This window comes from Methylobacterium sp. CB376 (assembly GCF_029714205.1).
Taxonomy (GTDB): Bacteria; Pseudomonadota; Alphaproteobacteria; order Rhizobiales; family Beijerinckiaceae; genus Methylobacterium.
Window position 1 is genome coordinate 3,796,542 of the sequence record NZ_CP121648.1, and the last position, 17,393, is coordinate 3,813,934.

Annotated in this window: 15 protein-coding genes; 10 read left to right on the top strand and 5 right to left on the bottom strand. The window is 73.7% G+C overall.

Going from position 1 to position 17,393, the window contains the following annotated elements:
- The first annotated feature begins 130 nt into the window (after nucleotides 1–130).
- On the top strand, nucleotides 131–526 hold the full coding sequence (rplS, locus tag QA634_RS17195) for a 50S ribosomal protein L19 (RefSeq protein WP_012333185.1): 396 nt from the start codon (nucleotides 131–133) through the stop codon (nucleotides 524–526).
- A 180-nt stretch (nucleotides 527–706) separates the two neighbouring features.
- Here rplS and QA634_RS17200 read toward each other — a convergent pair whose 3' ends face one another.
- Complete coding sequence (locus QA634_RS17200; RefSeq protein WP_210161182.1) at nucleotides 707–1,171, bottom strand: GtrA family protein; 465 nt, start codon at nucleotides 1,169–1,171, stop codon at nucleotides 707–709.
- Nucleotides 1,172–1,213: 42 nt separating this feature from the next.
- The gene (locus QA634_RS17205; protein ID WP_012333187.1) at nucleotides 1,214–2,011 is read right to left on the bottom strand and encodes an SDR family NAD(P)-dependent oxidoreductase; all 798 of its coding nucleotides are present in this window, start codon (nucleotides 2,009–2,011) and stop codon (nucleotides 1,214–1,216) included.
- A 165-nt stretch (nucleotides 2,012–2,176) separates the two neighbouring features.
- On the opposite strand from QA634_RS17205, the gene carB reads away from it, so the two are divergent.
- The 3 genes from carB to QA634_RS17220 all read left to right on the top strand — a co-directional run bounded on the left by carB (nucleotide 2,177) and on the right by QA634_RS17220 (nucleotide 6,795).
- The gene (gene carB, locus QA634_RS17210) at nucleotides 2,177–5,650 is read left to right on the top strand and encodes a carbamoyl-phosphate synthase large subunit (RefSeq protein ID WP_012333188.1); all 3,474 of its coding nucleotides are present in this window, start codon (nucleotides 2,177–2,179) and stop codon (nucleotides 5,648–5,650) included.
- Between the two features lie 125 nt (nucleotides 5,651–5,775).
- Nucleotides 5,776–6,252, top strand: a complete 477-nt coding sequence (gene greA / locus QA634_RS17215) for a transcription elongation factor GreA (protein ID WP_012333189.1) — start codon at nucleotides 5,776–5,778, stop codon at nucleotides 6,250–6,252.
- Nucleotides 6,253–6,312: 60 nt separating this feature from the next.
- A complete protein-coding gene (locus QA634_RS17220; RefSeq protein WP_012333190.1) occupies nucleotides 6,313–6,795 on the top strand; it encodes a hypothetical protein in 483 nt (160 codons plus the stop codon).
- A 40-nt stretch (nucleotides 6,796–6,835) separates the two neighbouring features.
- Here QA634_RS17220 and QA634_RS17225 read toward each other — a convergent pair whose 3' ends face one another.
- Nucleotides 6,836–7,762, bottom strand: coding sequence for an amino acid--[acyl-carrier-protein] ligase (locus QA634_RS17225; protein ID WP_012333191.1), 927 nt, complete (start codon nucleotides 7,760–7,762; stop codon nucleotides 6,836–6,838).
- Nucleotides 7,763–7,802: 40 nt separating this feature from the next.
- On the bottom strand, nucleotides 7,803–9,032 hold the full coding sequence (locus tag QA634_RS17230) for an acyl-CoA dehydrogenase family protein (protein WP_012333192.1): 1,230 nt from the start codon (nucleotides 9,030–9,032) through the stop codon (nucleotides 7,803–7,805).
- A gap of 287 nt (nucleotides 9,033–9,319) precedes the next feature.
- Between QA634_RS17230 and QA634_RS17235 the strand changes: the two genes are divergently transcribed.
- The 5 genes from QA634_RS17235 to QA634_RS17255 all read left to right on the top strand — a co-directional run bounded on the left by QA634_RS17235 (nucleotide 9,320) and on the right by QA634_RS17255 (nucleotide 15,130).
- Nucleotides 9,320–9,595, top strand: a complete 276-nt coding sequence (locus QA634_RS17235) for a phosphopantetheine-binding protein (protein ID WP_012333193.1) — start codon at nucleotides 9,320–9,322, stop codon at nucleotides 9,593–9,595.
- Nucleotides 9,596–10,156: 561 nt separating this feature from the next.
- Complete coding sequence (locus QA634_RS17240) at nucleotides 10,157–10,933, top strand: WecB/TagA/CpsF family glycosyltransferase (protein ID WP_012333194.1); 777 nt, start codon at nucleotides 10,157–10,159, stop codon at nucleotides 10,931–10,933.
- A gap of 45 nt (nucleotides 10,934–10,978) precedes the next feature.
- Nucleotides 10,979–12,415, top strand: a complete 1,437-nt coding sequence (locus QA634_RS17245) for a coenzyme F390 synthetase (RefSeq protein WP_012333195.1) — start codon at nucleotides 10,979–10,981, stop codon at nucleotides 12,413–12,415.
- Between the two features lie 53 nt (nucleotides 12,416–12,468).
- The gene (locus QA634_RS17250) at nucleotides 12,469–13,722 is read left to right on the top strand and encodes a TetR/AcrR family transcriptional regulator (protein WP_050777571.1); all 1,254 of its coding nucleotides are present in this window, start codon (nucleotides 12,469–12,471) and stop codon (nucleotides 13,720–13,722) included.
- A 157-nt stretch (nucleotides 13,723–13,879) separates the two neighbouring features.
- Complete coding sequence (locus QA634_RS17255) at nucleotides 13,880–15,130, top strand: acyl-CoA dehydrogenase family protein (RefSeq protein ID WP_012333197.1); 1,251 nt, start codon at nucleotides 13,880–13,882, stop codon at nucleotides 15,128–15,130.
- 13 nt (nucleotides 15,131–15,143) lie between these two features.
- Here the strand turns inward: QA634_RS17255 and QA634_RS17260 are convergent, their stop codons facing one another.
- Complete coding sequence (locus QA634_RS17260; RefSeq protein WP_012333198.1) at nucleotides 15,144–15,830, bottom strand: RluA family pseudouridine synthase; 687 nt, start codon at nucleotides 15,828–15,830, stop codon at nucleotides 15,144–15,146.
- Between the two features lie 72 nt (nucleotides 15,831–15,902).
- Here QA634_RS17260 and ftsY point away from each other — a divergent pair, with 72 nt between their 5' ends.
- A complete protein-coding gene (gene ftsY, locus QA634_RS17265) occupies nucleotides 15,903–17,324 on the top strand; it encodes a signal recognition particle-docking protein FtsY (RefSeq protein ID WP_012333199.1) in 1,422 nt (473 codons plus the stop codon).
- Nucleotides 17,325–17,393: the final 69 nt, after the last annotated feature.

Consider the following 17,393-nt stretch of genomic DNA (forward strand, 5'->3'; position numbering starts at 1 on the left):
CCGCAAGGCCGCCTCACCCATCGACAAGGCCCGTGCCATCCTGTAGAGAGCCGGCCAACTCACAACAGGACGCCGAAATCCTGCGTCGGACCGCATCCCGCGGCGAGGCGTGACGGCAGGAGCTTGACCCATGAACATCATCCAGCAGCTTGAGCAGGAAGAGATCGCCAAGCTCAACAAGACCATTCCGGACTTCGAGCCGGGCGACACGGTCATCGTCAACGTCAAGGTGAAGGAAGGCGAGCGCACCCGCGTGCAGGCCTACGAGGGCGTCTGCATCGGCCGGTCCGGCTCGGGCCTCAACGAGAACTTCACCGTCCGCAAGATCTCGTACGGCGAGGGCGTCGAGCGCGTCTTCCCGATCTACTCGCCGATGATCGACTCGATCAAGGTGACCCGCCGCGGCAAGGTGCGTCGCGCCAAGCTCTACTACCTGCGCGACCGGCGCGGGAAGTCCGCCCGCATCGCCGAGCGGGCCGAGCGCGGCAGCGACAAGGGCAAGGCCGCGCCGGCCGCCGCCGAGTGAGCGCCCCGCGCCGCTGACGACCAGGACCCCTCCCCTCCCGGGCGAGGGGTTTTTCGTGTCGGGAGCGCGCCCGAGACCCGCCTCATGCCAGATCCGCTTGATCCCTTCGGCATGGCGGATGGGGGCTTCGCTCAAGCGCCGCGCGGGCTCCTGATCCGCTTGGATCGACCGGATCCCGGATCAGGCCCGCACCAGCCCCTCGCGCGCCGCGAAGGTCCAGAGCTTGTTGCCGGAGAAGTTCCAGAACACCACCAGCCCCGTGGTGACGACCTGCGCGGGCAGGTAGGTCAGGCCGGCCCAGCGGATGAGCAGCGCCATCAGGACCCAGGTCAGGACGAGGCCGCACCCCGCCACGACCACGAAGCGCCACAGCGCCTCCCCGTGCGGCCGGTCGCTCGCGTAAGTGTGGCGACGGTTGAGCGTGTAGGACACGAACCCGCCCGCCACGTAGCCGAGGATCGCCGCCGGCACCGGGTCGACCCGGCCGAGTTCGACCAGCAGCACCAGAAGGCCGTAATGCACCGCGAGGGCGCCGAAGCCGATCGTCACGTAGGTGGTGAATTGCCGCGCCAGCGCCACGAGCGGGTGCTGGCGCAGGCGCGCCAGCGCCGTGCGAAGATCCTGATCCGTGCCCACGCAGTCCATCCGTCGCGACGCCCGTCGCCCTGCCCTCCTATCTAGCGCGGATCACTGAACCGAAGATGACCCGGGCACGCGCTGCATGCGGCCCGCGAGCTTGCGGGCGAGCCGGCGCGGCAGCAGGCGCAGGAGCGCCACCGTCGCGCGGTTGCCGGCCCCCGGCACCACCACGGCATCCCCGCGCAGGTAGGCCTCCACCGCGAGGCGGGCGACCGCCTCGGCCGCCATGCCGGGCCCGTTGAAGCGCTTCGTGCCCTCGACATCGGCCCGGGCCGGGAACTCGGTGTCGGTCACGCCCGGGCAGACGGCCGTGACGGTGACGCCGAAGGGCCGCGCCTCCTCGTGGAGCGCCTCCGACAGGGAGAGCAGGTAGGCCTTGCTGGCGTAGTAGGCGGCCATCTTCGGCCCCGCCACGTAGGCCCCCACCGAGGCGACGTTGAGGATGCCGCCCCGGCGGCGCGCGATCAGCCCGGGCAGCACGCCGCGCGCCAGCGCGGTCGGCGCCGCCACGTTGACGGCCAGCATCGCCGAGAGATCCTCGGCCGGCAGGGTGGCGAAGCGCCCGCGCAGGCCGAACCCCGCATTGTTGACGAGGCCGTGCAGGACGATGCCGCGCGCCTCGACGGCCGCGAGCAGCTGCGCGGGCGCCTCCGGCCGGGCGAGGTCGGCCGGGATCACCGCGACGGGCACGCGTCCGGCGAGGTCCGCGGCGAGGGCCCGCAGCCGCTCCTCCCGGCGGGCCGTGAGGACGAGGGCGTGGCCCCGGCCCGCGAAGGCGCGCGCCAGGGCGGCGCCGATGCCGCTCGACGCCCCCGTGACCAGGGTCCAGTCGCGCGCCCCGCTCAAGCCTAATGCGCGCGGACCCGCCGCGGCCTTTCATTCTTCCGCCAGCGCGTGTTACACGCGCCCGAGATCCATCCCCCCGCGCCCGGCCTGCCCAGCCCGCCTCCGCGCCCGAGCGGTGCGACGCGGACGAGGCCGGACGCGCGCTGCGAGAGTCCGACGCGTCCGATGCCCAAGCGCACCGATATCTCCTCCATCCTCATCATCGGCGCGGGTCCGATCGTCATCGGGCAGGCTTGCGAGTTCGATTATTCGGGCACGCAGGCCTGCAAGGCGCTGCGTCAGGAAGGCTACCGGATCATCCTGGTCAATTCCAACCCGGCCACGATCATGACCGATCCGGAGCTGGCGGACGCGACCTACGTCGAGCCGATCACGCCCGAGATCGTCGCCAAGATCATCGCCAAGGAGCGCCCCGACGCGCTGCTGCCGACCATGGGCGGGCAGACCGCGTTGAACTGCGCCCTCTCGCTCAAGCGCATGGGCGTGCTCGACGAGTTCGGCGTGCAGATGATCGGCGCCACCGCGGAGGCGATCGACAAGGCCGAGGACCGGCACCTCTTCCGCGACGCGATGACGAAGATCGGCCTGGAGACGCCGCGCTCGGCGCTGGCCAACGCCTCGGCGGCCAAGAAGGCCGACCGCGAGAAGTACCTCGCCGAGGTCGCCCGGATCGAGGAGGCGACTCCCGATCCGGAGGCGCGCAGGGCCGCCCTCGCGGCCTTCGAGAAGAAGTGGGCCGCCGGCGAGGCGGACCGGCGCAAGCGCTACGGCGAGCACGCCCTCGGCCAGGCGCTGATCGCGCTCGCCGAGATCGGCCTGCCGGCGATCATCCGCCCCTCCTTCACCCTCGGCGGCACGGGCGGCGGCATCGCCTACAACCGCGAGGAATTTCTCGACATCGTCGAGCGCGGCATCGACGCCTCGCCGACCAACGAGGTGCTGATCGAGGAATCGGTGCTCGGCTGGAAGGAGTACGAGATGGAGGTGGTCCGCGACAGGGCGGACAACTGCATCATCGTCTGCTCGATCGAGAACATCGACCCGATGGGCGTGCACACGGGCGATTCGATCACCGTCGCCCCGGCGCTGACGCTCACCGACAAGGAATACCAGGTGATGCGCGACGCCTCGCTGGCGGTCCTGCGCGAGATCGGCGTCGAGACCGGCGGCTCGAACGTGCAATTCGCCATCGACCCGGAGACGGGCCGCATGGTGGTGATCGAGATGAACCCGCGCGTCTCGCGCTCCTCGGCCCTGGCCTCGAAGGCGACCGGCTTCCCGATCGCCAAGGTCGCGGCGAAGCTCGCGGTCGGCTACACGCTCGACGAGATCGCCAACGACATCACGGGCGGGGCGACGCCGGCCTCCTTCGAGCCGACGATCGACTACGTCGTCACCAAGATCCCCCGCTTCGCCTTCGAGAAGTTCCCGGGCGCCGAGCCGACCCTGACGACCTCGATGAAGTCGGTGGGCGAGGCGATGGCGATCGGGCGCTGCTTCGCCGAGTCGCTGCAGAAGGCCCTGCGCTCCCTCGAGACCGGGCTCACCGGCCTCGACGACGTCGAGATCGAGGGGCTCGGCAAGGGCGACGACCGCAACGCCATCAAGGCGGCCCTCGGCACGCCGACCCCTGACCGGCTGCTCAAGGTGGCCCAGGCCCTGCGGCTCGGCGTCAGCCACGCCGACGTGCACGCCTCCTGCCGGATCGACCCCTGGTTCCTGGAGCAGCTCCAGGCGATCATCGACCTTGAGACCAAGGTGAAGCGGTTCGGCCTGCCGCGCAGCCCGGGCGCCTTCCGGCAGCTCAAGGCGGCGGGCTTCTCGGACGCGCGGCTCGCGGTGCTGGCCGGCACCGACGAGGCGAGCGTGCGCGCCGCCCGCCGGGCCCTGGCGGTGCGCCCGGTCTTCAAGCGCATCGACACCTGCGCGGCCGAGTTCGCCTCGCCCACCGCCTACATGTACTCGACCTACGTGGCGCCCTTCGCCGGCACCGTCGCGGACGAGGCCCAGCCCTCCGGCGCCCGCAAGGTGATCATCCTGGGCGGCGGCCCCAACCGCATCGGCCAGGGCATCGAGTTCGACTATTGCTGCTGCCACGCCTGCTTCGCGCTGAGCGAGGCCGGCTTCGAGACGATCATGGTCAACTGCAACCCGGAGACGGTGTCGACCGACTACGACACGTCGGACCGGCTCTACTTCGAGCCGCTGACCGCCGAGGACGTGCTGGAGATCGTCGAGACCGAGCGGCAGGCCGGCACCCTGCACGGGGTCATCGTGCAGTTCGGCGGCCAGACGCCGCTCAAGCTCGCCCGCGCCCTGGAGGAGGCGGGGGTGCCGATCCTCGGCACCTCGCCCGACGCGATCGACCTCGCGGAGGACCGCGACCAGTTCAAGCGGCTCCTCGACAAGCTCCACCTCAAGCAGCCGAAGAACGGCATCGCCTTCTCGGTCGAGCAGAGCCGGCTCGTCGCGGCCGATCTCGGCCTGCCCTTCGTGGTGCGGCCCTCCTACGTGCTCGGCGGGCGGGCCATGGCGATCATCCGGGACGAGACGCAGTTCGCCGACTACCTCCTCGACACGCTGCCGAGCCTGATCCCCTCGGACGTCAAGGCCCGCTACCCGAACGACAAGACCGGGCAGATCAACACGGTGCTGGGCAAGAACCCGCTCCTGTTCGACCGCTACCTGACCGACGCGACCGAGGTCGACGTCGACGCGGTGGCGGACGGCGCGGACGTCTTCATCGCCGGCATCATGGAGCACATCGAGGAGGCGGGCATCCACTCGGGCGATTCCGCCTGCACGCTGCCGCCGCGCTCGCTCTCGCCGGAGACGATCGCGGAACTGGAGCGCCAGACCCGCGACCTCGCGCTCGCCCTCAAGGTCGGCGGGCTGATGAACGTGCAGTACGCGATCAAGGACGGCACGATCTACGTGCTGGAGGTGAACCCCCGCGCCTCGCGCACGGTGCCCTTCGTCGCCAAGGTGATCGGCGAGCCGATCGCCAAGATCGCCGCCCGCGTGATGGCCGGCGAGCCCCTGGCGCAGTTCGGGCTCGAGCCCAAGACCCTGCCGCATATCGGCGTGAAGGAGGCGGTCTTCCCCTTCGCGCGCTTCCCCGGGGTCGACGTGCTGCTCGGCCCGGAGATGCGCTCGACCGGCGAGGTGATCGGCCTCGACCGCAGCTTCGGCGTCGCCTTCGCCAAGAGCCAGCTCGGCTCCGGCACCCAGGTGCCGCGGGCCGGCACGGTCTTCGTCTCGGTGCGGGACGCCGACAAGGCCCGCATCCTGCCGGCGGTGCGCATGCTGGCCGAGATCGGCTTCGCGATCCTGGCCACCGGGGGCACGCAGCGCTTCCTGGCCGAGAACGGGGTCGCGGCCACCCGCATCAACAAGGTGCTGGAGGGACGCCCCCACGTCGTCGACGCGATCAAGAACGGCGAGATCCACCTCGTCTTCAACACGACCGAGGGGGCGGGCGCCCTCTCCGACTCGCGCTCGCTGCGCCGGGCGGCCCTCTTGCATAAAGTGCCGTACTACACCACTCTCGCGGGCGCGATGGCGGCCGCGGAAGGGATCAGGGCCTATCTCGGCGATGACCTCGAAGTGCGCGCCCTGCAGGAATACTTCGCGGCCTGACGCGCGGCCGTTGCGGCGCGGTCCGCGCGCCTAATCCTCGCCTTGCGCGAGACGGTGAGACCAGGCCCGGTGGAGCGTGTGATCACGTTTTGCCGGGCCGATTGCTATGGTGTGAGACGAGCACGATGGACAAGGTTCCGATCACGATCCGGGGGTACGCGGCGCTGGAGGAGGAGCTCAAGCACCGCCAGCAGGTGGAGCGCCCGCGGATCATCCAGGCGATCGCCGAGGCCCGGGCGCTCGGCGATCTCTCGGAGAATGCCGAGTATCACGCCGCCAAGGAGGCGCAGTCCCTCAACGAGGGCCGCGTGCTCGAACTGGAGAGCCTGATCTCCCGGGCGGAGATCATCGACGTCTCGAAGCTCTCGGGCACGAAGGTGAAGTTCGGCGCCACGGTCCAGCTCATCGACGAGGACACCGAGGAGGAGAAGACCTACCAGATCGTCGGCGAGCCGGAGGCGGACGTGCGCTCGGGCCGCGTCTCGATCACCTCGCCGGTGGCGCGCGCGCTGATCGGCAAGGGCGTCGGCGACACGGTCGAGGTGACGACCCCCGGCGGCGGCAAGTCCTACGAGATCGTCGGCATCCGGTACGTCGGCTGAGCGCGCCGCGCCCCGCCCGCGTCGGGCCGAGGGGTGCTGCGCGTCGGCGGGAGGCGGGGCATGCGTCCATGGATCACGGCCCTGGCGGTCGCGCTCGCCGCCCCGGCGGCGGCGGCGCCCCTCGACGGGGGGACCCGGTTCTCGGCGGTGCGGGTCGATGTCGAGACGTTGCGGGCGCGCGGGCTCGGCGGCTTCGCCGACGCGGTGGCGCGCGACCTGCAGGGCGCGCTCGCCCGCAGCCTCGCGGACCGGCTCGGCGGTCCGGGGCCGGTCCTGGTCGTGCGGGTCTCGGGCGTGTCCCTGACCGCCTTCGCGGGCGGCGGCGGGCGCCGCGCCGGGCGCGCCACCGACACCGACTACCTCGACGGCGAGGCCCTGGTGGTGGGGCGCGGCGGCGAGGTGCTGGCGCGCCATCCCCAGCTCTCGGCGGTGCCGGCGAGTTCGGGCGGCGCGTGGTACGACCCGGATTCCGAGCGGCGCCGGGTCACGGCGCTCGCCGAGCACTACGCGTGGTGGCTCAGGCGGGGGCTCGGGCTGGAGTGAGGGCTGGGCCGGCCGGGAGGCGCCGCCCCGCCCGGGTCGCTCAGAGCGCGAGCAGCTCCCGCACCTCGGCCGGCCAGCCCGCGAGGTCGAGCCCGTGCGTGGCGAACAGGGCCACCGCGAGCCGGTCGATGCCGAAGGCGACGCAGCCCGTGTGGGCCGGCTCGCCGGACGCGTCGCGCAGGTTCCAGGTCGTCCCGAAATGCTCGCGGTGGTAGTTGAAGCTCATGCAGGCCGTCGCCGGCCCGTCGCCGCGCAGCGGCACCAGCAGCTCGAATTTCAGCGCCTGTTCCAGCTGGTTGAGGGCCATCAGCTGGCCGACGCGGCCGAAGAACGGGTCGCTCGCCTGCGCCACCTCGTAGGTCAGGCCGAGCCGGTCGGCCAGGGCCGTCGCCTTGTCGAGCCAGCGCTGGCGGAAGGCCTGGATCTGCTCCGGCGTGCCCACGCAGACGTATTCCCGCATCCGGAAGGATTGCAGCCGGTCGAGGTCCTTGGACGGCTCGCGGCGGAAGCAGTCGCAGGCGACGTCGAAGCGGTAGCCCTCCGCCGGCACCGCCCCGCGGGCCGCCGCGATCGGGTAGACCGGGTAGCAGGCCGCCGGCGTCAGCACGAGGTCGGCGGAGTCGAGCGCCTCGGTCCAGTCGCCGCCGGCGTAGTGCCGGTCGACGGCGCCGCGGATCTCCGCCTCGCTGCCTTCCAGGCAGGAGACGCAGCCGAGCAGGTTCGGGAAGCTCTTGAGGTAGCCGTGGGTCTCGATCTGGCGCCGGCTCATCACCGGCGGGAAGCGGAAGACCTCCGTCCCCTCCTCCCGCTGGCGCGAGACCAGGGCCTGCAGGGCCTCCGCCACCGCCTCGTAGCGGCCGGTGCGGGCATAGACCCCGTCCGCGCCCATCGGGCGGAACAGCCCGTCGAACAGCCGGTCGAGGGCATCCACCGCCGGCGGGGCCGGCTTCTTCCAACGCATGTTCATGGCGTCACCGCGCGTGTCGAATCGGGTCGGGGGGCGGGGGTCAGTCCCGGAGCGAGGCCGGAACCGTCGAGAGCAGGGCCGTCGCCGCGAGATTCGCGGTGATGCGGTCGTTGTGGATCATGATCGGCGCCGACAGGATGTCGCGCAGCGCCCGGCCGATGCTGAACGGCCCGTCCTGGCGGTAGCCCGCGAGGCCGCAGGCCCGCATGGCGCTCGACACCGCCGCGAGCGCGAGTTCCGAGGTGTCGACCTTCAGCATCGTGATGGCGGTCTGGAAATCGAGGCTGCCGAGGCTGCCGGCCTCGCCGGCGGCCGCGTAGCGGGCGATGCCCTCGGTGATCAGGGCGCGCAGGCTGCGCAGCGAGGCCGCCGCCCGGCCGTAATGCGCCGCCCCCGGCGGCATCTGCCCGCCGGCCCCGCGGGCCGCCTGGCGCGTGAAGGCCTGCGCCCGCTCCACCGCCCCGGCGGCGATGCCGGCCCAGGCGCTCGACCACAGGATGTGCGAGACCGGCGTCATCGACTCGGCGTGGATGCGCGCGTAGGGCACCGCCAGGATCTGGTCCGCCCCCCCGCGCGCCCGCAGCCGGAAGCCGATGCTGCTGGTGCCGCGCATGCCGAGCGTCTCCCAGCCGCTCAGGCGCTCCAGGGTGTAATCCTCCTTCAGGAAGACCGCGAGCACCTGGTCGGAGGCGGCCGCGTCCGGGGCGCGCCGGGCCGTGGTCACGATCCCGTCCGCCTCGGCCCCGTAGGAGATCACGGTCGCGGCCCGGTCGAGGGTGACCGCGTCCCCGTCCCGCTCGATGGCGGCGGCGCTGGAGCGGACGTTGCCGCCGCCCTGCCCCTCGGTGGTCGAGGAGGCGAGGAGCAGCTGCTCGGCGCAGAGGCGGCGCAGCAGCCCCTCCTGCCAGGGCTGGCCGCGCCCGTGATCGACGATGCAGGCGACCTTGGTCAGGTGCATCGCGTAGATCATCGCCGTCGAGGCGCAGGCGCGGCCGAGCGCGTAGCAGACATCCGCGGCCGCCGCGAGGCTCGCGCCCTCGCCGCCCAGCTCCCGCGGCACGGTCAGGCCCAGCAGCCGCTGCTGCTTGGCCGCCGCCATCGCCTCGGCCGGGTAGCGGGCGTCGCGGTCCACCGCCTCCGCGTGGGCGGCGGCGATGCCCGCCACCACGAGGGCGCGCAGGCCCGGCTCGACCGAGGCGGCCGCCTCCGCGGCGGAGGCGGCCGCCTCCGCGGCGAGCGCGCCGCCGGCCGGGATGCTCTGGATGGTCATGCACAACCCCTCTGGTTCGATGCTGCGGGCGCCGCGTCCGCTCTCCCGGCGGATCGCCGCGCCTCTCCTCTGCGGCAGGACAAGTACCGACGAAAACCTAAGACATCCTGAGCGCCGAGCACGAGATCACGCCGCCCACTTGGCTTGCGAACGGAAACGCAAGGATCATTAAGTCTAATTTTGCGGAAATCCTTGGGCCGCCATCCGACGGGAATGCGTGCACCAAGTCGTAAGGCGGGTGCCGCATCCTGGCGCCCGATACCGCTCAGCGCACCGGAGGATCGTCGATGACCGCATTCCCGCCGACCGACATCGCGGCCCGCACGGCCGGCCTCGTCCAGGGCATCCTGGCCCAGAAGGGGATCGAGAGCCGGCCCGCGCCCGACACCTTCCTGACCGAGGCGGGTCTCACCTCCCTCGACCTCGTCAACCTGATGCTGGCGATCGAGGCCGAATTCGACATCACGATCCCGGCGAGCCATCTCAACCCGGCGAGCTTCCGCACCCTCGCCTCGATCAGCGAGATGGTGCGCGCCGTCGGGGCCGGGTCGGTGGCGGCCTGAGGCGAAGCGGGTCGGCGCGCCGCTCGGGCCGGCCTCCGGGACCCGCCCCCACCCGCCCACTCGCCGCACCTGGCTCATTCCGACCCCTCCGCGCAGGGTGCCCCGGGAACCCGTCCCGCTCCGGTCCGGCCGGCCGCGCCGGCTGTCCCGCGATGGCGCGAAACGGCTGCCGCGGCAGCGCCTGTCGCCGCTACCCTGCAAGTGTGGGCCCACCCGCAAGGGCGGGCCCCCCGGACCGGCCCGTTGCGCCGCGGCGGCGCCCGCGGCGCCGCGCGGCCGGACCCGGAGCGTGGGCGGTCCCGAAATGGACCAGTTTCCTTTCCGGCGGGACGGCCGGCGACCGGTTTTCGTTCCTAACCCTACGGAATGAGTGCCGGAACACGACATTTTCCGGCATCCCGACTTGGTTTCCAATTTGCTGCGATCGGGGCACGGGGAGCCGGCGAGGCTCCCGGAAGGGTCGCCCCGATGCCCGCTTCCTCGATGCCCAGTCCGTTTTCCGCGCCGCTCGGAGCCGCTCCGCGGCGGCCCGGCGGCGGTCGCCGAGCGCGGGGAACCGGGATGCGCGTCGACCTCCTCGGCCTCCCCGTGGACCTCCTCGGGCGCGACGAGACCCTGGCGCGGGCCCTCGCCGCCATGGCGGGCGAGGCGCCGCCGCTGCGCCACGCGGCCCTCGACGTCGCGACCCTGGTGGCGGCGCGCCGCGACGCGGCGCTCGCCCGCGACCTGCGGGAGAGCGACCTCGTGAGCGTGGCCGGGAGCGGGATCGCCCTCGCGCTCTGGCTCGCCGGCCGCGGCGCGCGCCCGCGCGTGGCGGGGATCGACCTGTTCGACGGGGTCCTGGAGGGCTGCGAGCGGCGCGGCCTGCGGCCCTTCCTGCTGGGGGAGGCGCCGGACGTCGTCGCGGACGCGGCCCGCGCCCTGCGGCGGCGCCACCCGCGCCTGCGCCTCGCGGGCCGCCACCACGGCCATTTCCGCCCCGACCAGGAACCGGAGATCTGCCGCCGGATCGCGGCGAGCGGCGCGGACGGACTCGTCCTGTCGCTGCCCGCCGGCCTGCGCCACGGCTTCCTGCGCCGCAACCGGGAGCGCCTCGCCGTGCCGCTCGTGCTGAGCGCGGAGGGGGCCTTCGCGCTCACCGCCGGGCGGATGCACCGGGCGCCCCCCCTCGTCCGGCGCGTCGGGGCCGAATGGGCCTACCGGGCGGCCCAGGATCCGCGCCGGCTCGCCGGGCGGGCGCTGCGCAGCAACGCCGCCTTCGCCGGGCTCCTGCTCGCGGCGCTCCTGCGCCGCCTCGCCGATCCCCGCCTCCCGGCGGGATCGGGCCTGCGGGCCTGAGGCCCGCCCCCGCCCCTTCCCGTGACCCGCCGACAGGAGACCACCGTGATCGCCCTCGACGTCGCCACCGGCGCCCTCGAACGCCTGCCCCACGGCGCCCGGGACCGGTTCGCCCGCGCGTGGCGCAGCCTGCCGGCCGGCCTGCGCTACGGGCGGGCCTACGGGCGCTGGCGCGCCCGCATCCGGCGCGCCGCGGCGGATCCGGCCTTCGCGTGCGCGGCGCAGGACGAAGCCCTCGCGGCCCTGGTCGCGCGGGCGCGCGCCGACAGCCCGGCCCATCGCGAGCGCCTCGACCCCGTCCTGGGCGCCGGCGCCCTCGACGGCGCGGCGCTGCGCGCCGTCTGGCCGCGGATCCCGATCCTCACCCGCGAGGAACTCGCTCGGGACGCGACCCGCTTCTGCACCACGGATCCCGGGCGGCTGCGCGACTGCATCCTGGTCGACCGCAGCGGGCAGAGCGCGCGGATCTTCCTCGATCGCGGCCTCGACCCGGTGGCGCTGGCCTTCCGGCACGAGGCATGGGCGCGGGCCGGCTTCACGCCGCAGGCGATGCGGGCGGTGTTCCGGGGGCTCGATCTCGGCGCGCCGAGCTACATGCAGGAGGCGCCCGGCGAGGGCGAGCTGCGCTGCTCGGTCCTGCATCTCTCGGACGCGGTCATGGCGGGCTACCTGGAGGCGATCCGGCGCTGGGGCATCGCCTTCCTGCAGGGGCTGCCCTCGGCGCTCTGCGTCTTCGCCGCCCACGTGCTGCGCGAGGAGGGGCCGCTCCCGCAGGTCACCGGGGTGCTGCCGACCTCCGAACCGCTCTCGGGCCCGGCGCGGGCGACCCTGGAACGGGCCTTTCCCCGGGCCCGCCTCGTCCCGGTCTACGGGCTGCGCGAGCAGGTCGCCTTCGCGGCCGAACGGCCCGGGGCGCCGGATTGCTACGTCTTCGACCCGCTCCACGGCCTCGCCGAGATCGTCGACGGCTCCGGTCGGCCCCTGACCCGGCCCGGCGCGCGCGGGCGGCTGGTCGCGACGGGGCTCCTCGGCGCGGGGATGCCGCTGATCCGCTACGAGACCGGGGACGAGGCCGAACTCGTCGAGGCGCCGGACGACCGCAACGGGCGGCGCCTCACCGTCCGGCGGATCCGCCCCCGCAGCGCGCCCGAGACGCTGCTCGGCCGCTCCGGGCTCAAGGTGCCGCTCGCGGACATGATCCAGCTCGATCCGGCGCTCCTCGGCGTCGGGGCCTTCCAGTTCGTGCAGGAGGAGCCCGGCCAAGTGACCCTGCGCGTCGTCCCGAGCACCGGGCCGCTGCCCGACTTCACCGGCTTCCTGCTGCGGATGGGGCGCCGGCTCGCGGGGGAGCTCGACCTCACCCTGGAGATCGTCGACCGGCTCCCCACCTCCCTGGCCGGCAAGCGCCCGATCGTCGCGCGATGCCTGCGGGCCGGTCCCGCCGGGCCGCGCGCCGCGGCGCAGGCGCGGCTCCCGGCCTGAGGCGCGCCCGGGCGCGGCTTGTCACCCGCGCGTCGCGCGTGCTCAATCTCCCGATGTCCCCGCCCCTCGACATGGTCGACCCGCCCGCCGCGCCGGAGGCGCCCCCGCGCCAGACCAGGCGCTACGCCCAGAAGCGGGACGCGATCCTGCAGGCCGCCGTCGCGCTCTTCAACGAGGCGGGGGTCAAGGGCGCGACCCTCTCGGAGGTCGCCCGGCGGGTCGGCCTGATGACGAACAGCGTCACCTACTATTTCCGCCGCAAGGAGGATCTGGCGGCCGCCTGCTTCCTGCACACGATCGCGGTCCTCGACGCGCTGGTGGCCGAGGCCGAGGCGGCGCCCGACCCGGCGGCGCGGCTGCGCCGCCTCCTCGACCTCACCCTCGCCAAGCGCGCCGCGGTCGCCACCGGCGCCGAGCCGGACACCGCGGTCCTCAACGACGTGCGCGCCCTGCCCGAGCCGCAGGCCGAGGCGGTGTTCTCGGCCTACGCCGACCTGTTCCGGCGCCTGCGCGGGCTGTTCGACGAGGCCGGGCTCGACCGCGCCGAGCGCAACGCGCGCACCCACCTGCTCCTCTGCGTGATCCACTCGACCCGCCTGTGGATCGACCGCTACGAGCCGCGCGACTACGGCCGGGTCGCCGCCCTGGTGAGCGACCTGCTGCTGGGCGGCCTCGCCGGCCCGGCCGCCGCCTGGTCCCCGGCGATCCTGCCCGAGCCGGCGCGCCCGCCCGAGAGCGAGGTCTCCCCCGAGGCGTTCCTGCGCGCCGCCACCATCCTGATCAACCAGCAGGGCTACCGGGGCGCCTCGGTGGAGAAGATCTCGGGGCTGCTCAAGGTCACCAAGGGCTCGTTCTACCACCACAACGACAACAAGGACGACCTCGTCGCCCATTGCTTCTCGCGCAGCTTCGCGCAGATCCGCGCCGTGCAGGACGCCGCCGACGCGGCGGGCGGCAGCGGCTGGGCGCGGCTCTGCACCGTCTCGGCGACGCTGGTGCGGCGCCAGCTCGGCCCGGCCGGGCCGCTCCTGCGCGTCACCGCCTTCAGCGCCCTGCCGGAGGCCCTGCGCACGCAGACCCGCCTGACCATGAACCGCCTCGCCGAGCGCTTCACCTTCTGCCTCGTCGAGGGCATGGCGGACGGGTCGGTGCGGGCCCACGACCCCGGCATCGCCGCGCAGCTCGTCAGCAGCATGATCAACGGGGCCGCCGAACTGCCCGCCTGGGTGCCCGGCGTGACGCCCGAGACCGCCGCCGACCTCTACGCCAGGCCGCTCTTCCTCGGCCTCTTCGCGCCGCCCGCGTAGAAAGAGCGGTACGCCGCCCCCGCCCGGGGTCTGCCCCCGACGGGCCGCGCTTTCGAAAACCGGGTTCTGCGCGCAGGGTTTTCCCGCCGCGGGACTCGGCGCTAGGGTGTGGGACGATGCCGGGGCGCTCCGACCCCGGCCCGGGAGGAGCACGCCGATGGACTTCACCCTCTCCGAGCGGCAGCGGCACTGGCGCGACCGGGTCGTCGCCTTCATGGACGAGCACGTCCGGCCGAACGTCCCGACCTACAAGGCCGAGATGGAGGGGTTCGGCAGCGACCGCTGGCAGCCGGTGCCGGTGATCGAGCGCCTGAAGCCCCTCGCCCGCGCGGCCGGCCTCTGGAACCTGTTCCTGCCGCCCTCCCCGGCGCACGACACGCCCGAGTATCGCGGCGCGGGCCTCACCAACCTCGACTACGCGCTCTGCGCCGAGGAGATGGGCCGCGTGCCCTGGGCCTCCGAGGTGTTCAACTGCTCGGCGCCCGACACCGGCAACATGGAGGTGCTGCACCGCTACGGCTCCCCGGCCCAGAAGGCGCGCTGGCTCGCGCCCCTGATGGCGGGCGAGATCCGCTCGGCCTTCCTGATGACCGAGCCCGACGTCGCCTCCTCGGACGCCACCAACATCGAGACCCGGATCCGCCGCGACGGCGACCATTACGTGCTCAGCGGGCGCAAATGGTGGTCCTCGGGCGTGGGCGACCCGCGCTGCGCCGTCGCCATCGTGATGGGCAAGACCGACACCGACGCCCCCCTGCACCAGCAGCAATCGCAGATCCTCGTGCCCCTCGACGCGCCCGGAATCAGGGTGGTGCGGATGCTGCCGGTCTTCGGCTACGACGACGCGCCGCACGGCCACGCCGAGGTGATCCTCGAGGAGGTGCGGGTGCCGGCCGAGAACCTGATCCTCGGCGAGGGCCGCGGCTTCGAGATCGCGCAGGGCCGGCTCGGGCCGGGGCGGATCCACCATTGCATGCGCACGATCGGCGTCGCCGAGGAGGCGCTCGCGGCGATGTGCCGGCGGCTCCTCTCGCGCGTCGCCTTCGGCAAGCGCATCGCCGACCACTCGGTCTGGGAGCAGCGCATCGCCGAGGCCCGCATCGACATCGAGATGACGCGGCTGCTCTGCCTGAAGGCCGCCGACATGATGGACAAGGTCGGCAACAAGGGCGCCAAGCTCGAGATCGCCATGATCAAGGTCGCGGCGCCCCGCATCGCCCTCAAGGTCATCGACGACGCCATCCAGGCCTTCGGCGGCGCGGGCGTCAGCAGCGACGCGGGCCTCGCCTACGCCTACGCGCGGATCCGCACGCTGCGCCTCGCGGACGGGCCGGACGAGGTCCACAACCGCTCGATCGCCCGGCTGGAGCTGGCGCAGTACGGCAACCGCGAGCGGGCCAAGGCCTGAGAGAAGGGCCCGATCAGCCGGCGAAGCCGCAGGCGGCGAGGCCGGCCCGCATGTGCGGCGGGACCGGGGCCTCGGCGGTGACGGGCGGCTTCCTCGGGTAGAGCGGCAGGCTCAGGCTGCGGGCGTGCAGCTGCAGGCCGGGCCCGCCGCGGCGGGGCGCCGCCCCGTAGACGGCGTCGCCCCGGATCGGCCAGCCCATGGCGGCGCAGTGGACCCGCAGCTGGTGGGTGCGGCCCGTGACCGGCTCCAGTTCGAGCCACGCGCCGCCCTCCGGGGAGCGCCCGCGCAGGCGCCAGCGGGTCAGGGCCGGGTCGCCGGCCGGGTCCGCCCGCATCCACCAGCTGCGCGGATCCTCCGAGCGGCGCGCGAGGGCGAGGTCGATCTCCCCCTCCTCGGCGGCGGGCGCGCCGTCGACGAGCGCCCAGTAGGTCTTGCGGGCATGCCCCTGCGCGAAGAGCTGACCGAGCCGGGCCAGCGCCTTGGCGTGGCGGCCGAGGGCGAGGCAGCCCGAGGTGTCGCGGTCGAGGCGGTGGGCCGCCTCCGGCCGGCGCGGCAGGCCGAAGCGCAGCGCGTCGAGGTGCTGGACCAGGGTCTCGCCCCCCTTCGGCCCCGGATGCACCGGCAGACCCGCCGGCTTGTCGATGACGAGCACCAGGGCATCGCGGTAGAGCACCCGCGAGACTATGTCTTCGACGATCATGGCAGCGCGTTCGCCGTGGTTGGGGTTCAGGAGGTCCGGTCGCATCGTCCGGACGGTGTGGAGCAGGCGCGGATGAGCGACAACACCAAGCCGGGCTGGTTCGGGCGCCTGTTCGGACGCCGGGGCGAGGCCAGGGAGGCGCCGGAGGCGCCGCCGACCGTCACGCCGTCCGAGGGCGAACCCGATTATGCCGGGGCGGCGCAGAGCCCGCCCGCGGCCCCGCCGACCATCACCGAGGCCTCCCCCGACACGGAGCCGGAGCGCGACCTCGCGCCGGAGCTCGCGGGCGCCGACCTGCAGCCGATCGACGGCGCCCCCGAGGCGCCCCCGGCCGGCACCGCCGGGCAGGAGCCGGCGACGCCGGAGGAGCCCGACGGCGGCGTCGAGCCCGAGGCGTCCGGTCCGCGCGGCTGGGAGACGAGCGCCCTCGCCCATCCCGGGGCCGACCTCGCCGGGGCCGACCTCGCCGGGGCCGACCTCGCCGAGCCAGACCTCGCCGAGCCCGATCTCGCCGAGCCCGATCTCGCCGAGCCCGAGACCGCGCCGCCTCCGGAGGCGCCGGGCGAGAGGCGCGGCTGGTGGAGCCGGCTCACCGGCGGCCTGCGCCGCACCTCCTCGGCCCTGTCCGAGCGGGTCACCGGGCTCTTCACCAAGCGCAAGCTCGACGCGACGACCCTGGAGGAGCTGGAGGACGCGCTGATCCAGGCGGATTTCGGCGTCGAGACGGCGACGCGGATCGCCGAGGCGGTGGGCAAGGGCCGCTACGAGAAGGGGATCTCGCCCGACGAGGTGCGGGCGATCCTGGCCGCCGAGGTCGAGCGGGCGCTGGAGCCGGTGGCGCGGCCGCTCACGCTCGAGGGCGCTGCCAAGCCCTTCGTGCTGCTGATGGTGGGCGTGAACGGGGCCGGCAAGACGACGACGATCGGCAAGCTCGCCCAGAAGTTCCGGGCGCAGGGGCGCAGCGTGATGCTCGCCGCCGGCGACACGTTCCGGGCCGCGGCGATCGAGCAGCTCAAGGTCTGGGGCGAGCGCACCGGCGCGCCGGTCCTCAGCCGCCCGCAGGGGGCGGACGCGGCCGGCCTCGCCTTCGACGCCCTCCAGGCCGCCCGCGAGGCCGGCACCGACGTGCTGATGATCGACACGGCCGGCCGGCTCCAGAACAAGGCCGGGCTGATGGCCGAGCTGGAGAAGATCGTCCGGGTGATCCGCAAGCTCGACGAGACGGCGCCGCACGCGGTGCTGCTCGTCCTCGACGCCACGGTCGGCCAGAACGCGATCAGCCAGGTCGAGCTGTTCCAGAAGACCGCGGGCGTGAGCGGGCTGGTGATGACGAAACTCGACGGCACCGCCCGCGGTGGTATCCTGGTGGCGCTCGCGGCGAAGTTCGGCCTGCCGGTCCACTTCATCGGCGTCGGCGAGGGGGTGGACGACCTCGAACCCTTCACGGCCCGGGACTTCGCCCGCGCCATCGCCGGCCTGGACAAGGACGGCTGAGCCCCGGGGGAGCGCGGGGGCCTCGGCCCCTCGCGGCAGGGATGCGGCGGCGGCGCGGACGGTCTAATG

Coding starts and splice junctions, on each gene's coding strand:
- rplS (WP_012333185.1), top strand. CDS start 131: ATGAACATCATCCAGCAGCTTGAGCAGGAAGAGATCGCCAAGCTCAAC.
- QA634_RS17200 (WP_210161182.1), bottom strand. CDS start 1,171: ATGGACTGCGTGGGCACGGATCAGGATCTTCGCACGGCGCTGGCGCGC.
- carB (WP_012333188.1), top strand. CDS start 2,177: ATGCCCAAGCGCACCGATATCTCCTCCATCCTCATCATCGGCGCGGGT.
- greA (WP_012333189.1), top strand. CDS start 5,776: ATGGACAAGGTTCCGATCACGATCCGGGGGTACGCGGCGCTGGAGGAG.
- QA634_RS17220 (WP_012333190.1), top strand. CDS start 6,313: ATGCGTCCATGGATCACGGCCCTGGCGGTCGCGCTCGCCGCCCCGGCG.
- QA634_RS17225 (WP_012333191.1), bottom strand. CDS start 7,762: ATGAACATGCGTTGGAAGAAGCCGGCCCCGCCGGCGGTGGATGCCCTC.
- QA634_RS17230 (WP_012333192.1), bottom strand. CDS start 9,032: ATGACCATCCAGAGCATCCCGGCCGGCGGCGCGCTCGCCGCGGAGGCG.
- QA634_RS17235 (WP_012333193.1), top strand. CDS start 9,320: ATGACCGCATTCCCGCCGACCGACATCGCGGCCCGCACGGCCGGCCTC.
- QA634_RS17240 (WP_012333194.1), top strand. CDS start 10,157: ATGCGCGTCGACCTCCTCGGCCTCCCCGTGGACCTCCTCGGGCGCGAC.
- QA634_RS17250 (WP_050777571.1), top strand. CDS start 12,469: ATGTCCCCGCCCCTCGACATGGTCGACCCGCCCGCCGCGCCGGAGGCG.
- QA634_RS17255 (WP_012333197.1), top strand. CDS start 13,880: ATGGACTTCACCCTCTCCGAGCGGCAGCGGCACTGGCGCGACCGGGTC.
- QA634_RS17260 (WP_012333198.1), bottom strand. CDS start 15,830: ATGATCGTCGAAGACATAGTCTCGCGGGTGCTCTACCGCGATGCCCTG.
- ftsY (WP_012333199.1), top strand. CDS start 15,903: ATGAGCGACAACACCAAGCCGGGCTGGTTCGGGCGCCTGTTCGGACGC.